This window comes from Actinomadura sp. NPDC049382, from assembly GCF_040677125.1.
Classification (GTDB): Bacteria; Actinomycetota; Actinomycetes; order Streptosporangiales; family Streptosporangiaceae; genus Spirillospora; species Spirillospora geliboluensis.
The window spans coordinates 1-5,960 of the sequence record NZ_JBFARO010000230.1 but is presented as its reverse complement, the minus strand read 5'-3'; the positions used below and the strand labels follow the sequence as shown (position 1 = coordinate 5,960).

The following is a 5,960-nucleotide window of genomic DNA, read 5'->3' as shown; positions in this document are numbered from 1 at the left end:
CGCCACGCCGCCTCGTCGTTGCGCAGCACGGCGGGCTCGGCGCCCGCCTCGGCCACGTACTGGACGAGGTTGCCGGTGAACGAGTCGTAGTTGTCCGGGCGCCTCGTCCAGCTGCAGACGATCGAGTCCGGCAAGTACACCGCGGAGGCGATGCGGCAGCGGATGCAGGAGATCGAGCTGCCCGCCGTCCGCGGCGACATCACCGACGCCCAGGGCCACCCCCTCGCCATGACGGTGGAGGCGCGCGCCATCTACGCCGACCCGTCGCTGATCGAGGACGGCCGGCGGCAGGCGGTGGTGAACGCGCTCGCCCCGACGCTCGGCCTGAACCCGGCGACGCTGATGAAGCAGGTCAGCAAGCCCGACACCCGGTTCGTGTACCTGGCGCACGGGGTCCGCCCCGACCAGGCGCGGCTCATCACCTCCTGGGACCTCCCCGGAATCGGAACTCTTCCGGAATACCGCCGCGAATACCCCAACGACTCGCTGGCCGCGAGCGTCATAGGGTTCGTGAACGACACGGGCAAGGGCGCCGCCGGCCTGGAGAGCTCGATGAACGACGTGCTCGCCGGCCGCGAGGGCTGGCAGCGGGTGGAGATCAGCCTGGAGGGCCAGCACATCCCCATGGGCGAGGACCAGAAGCGCCCGTCCGTGCCCGGCCGCGGCGTCCGCCTCACGCTCCAGCGCGACCTGCAGTTCAAGGCGCAGGAGGCCATCGAGAAGCAGGTCAAGGCCACCCGCGCCGAGAGCGGCAGCGTCATCGTCATGGACCCGCGCACCGGGAAGCTGCTCGCGATGGCCTCGGCGCCCGGGTTCGACCCGAACAGCTACGGCGACTCCGACCGGTCCCGGTGGGGCAGCCCGCTCGTCCAGAACGCCTACGAGCCCGGCAGCACCGGCAAGGTCGTCACGGCCGCCGCCGTCATGGAGCACGGCGGCGTCACCAAGAGCACCCCCTACACCGTGCCCGACAAGATCCGGAAGTACGACGTCGAGTTCCACGACTCGCACCCGCACGCGCCGGAGCGGCTCACGTTCGCCGGGGTGCTGGCCAAGTCCAGCAACGTCGGCACCATCATGGCCAGCGAGAGCATCAGCTCCCAGCAGCTCTACGGGACGCTCCGCGACTTCGGGTTCGGCCAGCGGACCGGCCTGCCGCTGCCCGGCGAGACGTCCGGCCTGCTGCCGCCGCCGGCCAAGTGGTCGGGCACCGACCGGTACTCGATCGCGTTCGGGCAGACCGCGTCGGTGAACGCGGTGCAGATGGCGAGCGTGTACGCGACCATCGCCAACGGCGGCGTCCGCGTCGCGCCCACCCTCATCGAGGGCACCGTCGGCGAGGACGACGCGTTCACGCCGGCGCCGGCGCCCGCGCGCAAGCAGGTCATCAGCGCCAAGACGGCCCGTGACATCAGCGACATGCTGGAGGGCGTCACCACCGACGAGGGCACCGCCCCCAAGGCCCAGATCCCGGGCTACCGCGTCGCCGGCAAGACCGGCACCGCCGAGAACGTCAACCCGCGATGCGGCTGCTACAAGGGCGGCGGCTACACCGCGTCCTTCGCGGGATTCGCCCCGGCGGACGACCCGCAGCTCGTCGTGCAGGTCGTCCTGCAGAACCCGAAGCGCGGCAGCCACTATGGTGGCGATGCGGCCGCTCCGGTCTTCAAGGACGTGATGAGCTTCGCGCTGCAGTCCGAGAAGATCCCGCCGACGGGGAGCCGACCGCCGATCATCCAGATCCACGCCCGAGACTGAGCGCAGCGAGTACCCTCCTCGCCTGTGAGTCCACCACCCGTGTCCCACCAGTCCCGTTCCGCGAGCACCGAAAGAACAGCCATGCGTCCGACCACCAATCCGGCCCGTCCGCTGAGCGGGCTCGCGGAGCTCCTCGGGATCGAATGGGACGGACGGGACGACACGTCGGTCACGGGCATCACGCACGACTCGCGGGCGGTACGCCCCGGCGACGTCTACGCGGCGCTGCCCGGCGCCCGCGCGCACGGCGCCCAGTTCGCCGGCCAGGCCGCCGACGCGGGCGCGGCGGCGGTCCTCACCGACCCGGCCGGGTACGACCGGGCCGCGGCGGCGGGCCTGCCGGTCCTCGTGGTCGCCGACGTCCGCGCGCGGCTCGGCGAGGCCGCGTCCTGGGTCTACGGCGACCCGGGGCGGGACATCACGCTCATCGGCGTCACCGGCACCAGCGGCAAGACCACCACCGTGTTCCTGGTGGACGCGGGCCTGCGCGCCGCCGGGATCGAGACGGGCCTGGTCGGCGGCGTCGAGATCCGGGTGGGCGGCGAGGTGGTGCCGAGCGCGCTGACGACGCCGGAGTCGACCGACCTGCACGCGCTGCTGGCGATGATGCGCGAGCGCGGCGTCGGCGCCGCCGCGATGGAGGTGTCCAGCCACGCGCTCGTGCAGGGCCGCGTCGGCGGCGCCCGCTACGAGGTCGCGGTGTTCACGAACCTCTCCCAGGACCACCTGGACTACCACCCCACCATGCAGGACTACTTCCTGGCGAAGGCGCGGCTGTTCACGCCCGAGTACTCCCGCGTCGGCGTGGTCAACCTCGACGACCACTACGGCCGCGAGCTGCTGGAGATCGCCGCGGTGCCGACGACGACGTTCTCCCCGTCCGGGGACCCGGCGGCCGACTGGCGCGCCGAGGACGTGCGCGTCGGCGCCGACGGCAGCGTGTTCCGCGTGGTGGGGCCGGGCGGCATCGAGGCGGACGCGGAGGTCCGGCTCGCCGGGCCGTTCAACGTCGCCAACGCGCTCGCCGCGATCGTGGCGCTGGTCGAGGCCGGCATCACGCTGCAGGCGGCCGTCGGCGGCGTCGGGTCGCTGCCCGGCGTCCCCGGCCGGCTGGAGCGCGTCGACGAGGGCCAGGACTTCGTCACCCTCGTCGACTACTCGCACAAGCCGGGCGCGGTCGAGGCCGTGCTGACCGCGCTGCGGCCCGTCACCGAGGGCGAGCTCACGGTGGTGCTCGGCTGCGGCGGCGACCGCGACCGCGGCAAGCGGCCGCTCATGGGGGAGGCCGCCGCCCGGCTGGCCGACATGGCGTATTTCACCAACGACAACCCCCGGTCGGAAGATCCGCTGGCCATCCTCGCCGCTATGGTCGAGGGCGGGCTCAAGGTGCCGCAGCCCGAGCGCGCGCACATCGTCGTGGAGCCCGACCGCGCCGCCGCGATCGGGCTGGCCGTCGGCCGGGCCCGCCGCGGTGACGTCGTCGTCGTCGCGGGCAAGGGCCACGAGCAGGGGCAGAGCGTGGCGGGCGAGACCCATCCGTTCGACGACCGCGAGGTCGTCCGCGCGGCGCTGCGACGCCGGAGACAAGGGACTAGAGGGGACGGGACGCAGGCGTGATCCCACTTCCGCTGGCGACGATCGCGGAGATCACGGGGGGCGCCCTTCACGGGCCGCCGGACGTCGTGGTGAGCGGCCCCGTGGTCATCGACTCCCGCGCGGTGGAGCCCGGGGCGCTGTTCGCGGCGTTCAAGGGCGAGCGCGCGGACGGGCACGACTTCGCGGCCGGGGCGCTGGCCGCCGGGGCCGCCGCGGTGCTGGGGCAGCGCCCGGTCGAGGGGCCGTGCGTGGTCGCGGCCGACGTCCAGGAGGCGCTCGGACGGCTGGCCAGGGGCCTGCTGGAGCGGCTCCCCGACCTCACGGTCATCGCGGTGACCGGCTCGGCGGGCAAGACCTCCACCAAGGACCTCATCGCGCAGGTGGTGGGCCGCGCCGGGCCGACGGTGCACCCGCCGGGCTCGTTCAACAACGAGATCGGGCTGCCGCTCACCGCGCTGCGCGCCGACGCGGGCACCCGCCACCTCGTGCTGGAGATGGGCGCGCGCGGCATCGGCCACATCGCCTACCTGACCGGGATCGCCCGGCCCGACGTCGGGGTGGTGCTGAACGTCGGCACCGCGCACGTCGGGGAGTTCGGCGGCCGGGAGAACATCGCCCGCGCCAAGGGCGAGATCGTCGAGGCGGTGCCGCCGGGCGGCACGGCCGTCCTGAACGCCGACGACCCGCTGGTCGCGGCGATGGCGTCCCGCACCCGGGGCGAGGTCGTGACGTTCGGCCGCGGCCCGGACGCGGTCGTCCGCGCGACCGGCGAGACGCTCGACGAGCGGGGCCGGGCCCGGTTCACCCTCGTCACCCCGGAGGGGTCGGCGCCGGTCGCGCTGCGCCTGCACGGGTCGCACGCCGTCCCGAACGCGCTCGCCGCGGCCGCCGCCGCGCGCGCCGCCGGGCTGGCGCCGGACGCGGTCGCCGAGGCGCTGTCGGCGGCGGTGCCGGTCAGCCGGTGGCGGATGGAGGTCACCGAGCGGCCCGACGGGGTGACCGTGGTGAACGACGCCTACAACGCCAACCCCGACTCGACGCTCGCCGCGCTCGACGTGCTGGTCCACATGGCCCGCGGGCGGCGCGCCTTCGCGGTGCTGGGCGAGATGGCCGAACTCGGCGACGCCTCCGTGGCGGAACATGCCAAGATCGGGCAGCATGTCGCGCGCAGCGGGATCGCCGGGCTCGTCGTGGTGGGCGCGAACGCGGCGGCGATGGCCGAAGGGGCCGGGCAGGTGGCGTCATGGACGGGAGAGTGCGTACAGGTGGATGACGTCGGCGCGGCGGTGGCCGTGCTCAGCGAGCGGCTCGCGCCGCGGGACGTCGTGCTGGTGAAGGGCTCGCGCGTGGCCGGGCTGGAACGGGTGGCCGAGGCGCTGCTGGCGGAGGCCGCCCGATGACCAACATCATCATCGCCGCGGGGATCGCGCTGGTCTTCGTGGTGGTCGGCACGCCGGTGTGGATCCGGATCGTCAACCGGCTCGGCTACGGCCAGATGATCCGCGACGAGGGCCCCGAGGCGCACCTCAAGAAGCGCGGCACCCCCACGATGGGCGGGGCGGTCTTCATCGTCGGCGCGCTCGTCGGCTACGCCGCGGCGCACCTGGTCACCGGCGAGGAGCCGACGATCTCCGGCGTCCTCGTGCTGTTCCTGATGACGGGCCTCGGCCTCGTCGGCTTCGTCGACGACTACATCAAGGTGTTCAAGCAGCGCAGCCTCGGCCTGCGCAGCGGCGCCAAGATGGTCGGGATCATCCTCGTCGGCGTCGTGTTCGCCGTCGGGTCGCTGAACTTCCCCAACGGCTACCAGGTCACCCCCGCCGACCCCCACCTGTCCTTCCTGCGCGACTTCGGCCCCTCGATCGGCCCGTACCTGTTCGTGCTGTGGGCGCTGCTGCTCATCGCGGCCATGTCCAACGGCGTGAACCTCACCGACGGGCTGGACGGCCTCGCCGCGGGCCCGGCCGGCATGGTGCTGGCCGCCTACGTGATCATCGGCAACTGGCAGCTGCGCAACAGCTGCGCCGCCGCCCTCGCCCCCAACTGCTACAGCGTCCGCGACCCCCTCGACCTCGCGGTGGTCGCCGCGGCCGTGCTCGGCGGCGTGTTCGGCTTCCTGTGGTGGAACGCCCCGCCCGCGAAGATCTTCATGGGCGACACCGGCTCGCTGGCGCTCGGCGGCGTGCTGGTCGGCCTCGCGATCCTCACCCGCACCCAGTTCCTGCTCGCGATCCTCTGCGGCCTCATCGTGATGATCACGCTGTCGGTGATCATCCAGGTCGGCGGGTTCAAGATGACCGGGAAACGGGTGTTCAAGATGGCCCCGCTGCAGCACCACTTCGAGCTGTCCGGCTGGGCCGAGACCACGATCGTCGTGCGCTTCTGGCTGATGTCCGCGCTGTTCACCGCGGCCGGGCTCGGCCTGTTCTACCTGGAATGGATGCCGAAGAAGTGAACGAGCCCTGGGACGGCCTGTCCGTGTGCGTGGCGGGGCTCGGCGTGTCCGGCCGCGCCGCCGCCCGCGTCCTCGCCGGCCGCGGCGCCCGCGTCACGATCGTGGACGCCCGCGACGGCGACGAGCAGCGCGGGCACGCCGCCGAGCTGGC

4 protein-coding genes are annotated in these 5,960 nt (G+C 73.4%); all 4 read left to right on the top strand.

The window, feature by feature from the left end:
• Window positions 1-150 precede the first annotated feature (150 nt).
• The 4 genes from AB0K34_RS45820 (at window position 151) to mraY (ending at window position 5,809) form a co-directional block, all read left to right on the top strand.
• Window positions 151-1,758 carry a penicillin-binding protein 2 gene (locus tag AB0K34_RS45820; RefSeq protein ID WP_364554807.1) on the top strand — a complete coding sequence of 536 codons (1,608 nt, stop codon included), beginning with the start codon at window positions 151-153 and terminating at the stop codon, window positions 1,756-1,758.
• 81 nt (window positions 1,759-1,839) lie between these two features.
• Entirely contained in the window at window positions 1,840-3,375 is a 1,536-nt protein-coding gene (locus AB0K34_RS45815; protein WP_301177884.1) for a UDP-N-acetylmuramoyl-L-alanyl-D-glutamate--2,6-diaminopimelate ligase, read from the top strand.
• Window positions 3,372-4,754 (top strand): UDP-N-acetylmuramoyl-tripeptide--D-alanyl-D-alanine ligase, encoded by a 1,383-nt coding sequence (gene murF, locus AB0K34_RS45810; protein ID WP_364554805.1) that lies wholly within the window; start codon window positions 3,372-3,374, stop codon window positions 4,752-4,754. Before AB0K34_RS45815 ends, murF begins: the two co-directional genes overlap by 4 nt.
• A complete protein-coding gene (gene mraY, locus AB0K34_RS45805; RefSeq protein WP_138637702.1) occupies window positions 4,751-5,809 on the top strand; it encodes a phospho-N-acetylmuramoyl-pentapeptide-transferase in 1,059 nt (352 codons plus the stop codon). Before murF ends, mraY begins: the two co-directional genes overlap by 4 nt.
• Window positions 5,810-5,960: the final 151 nt, after the last annotated feature.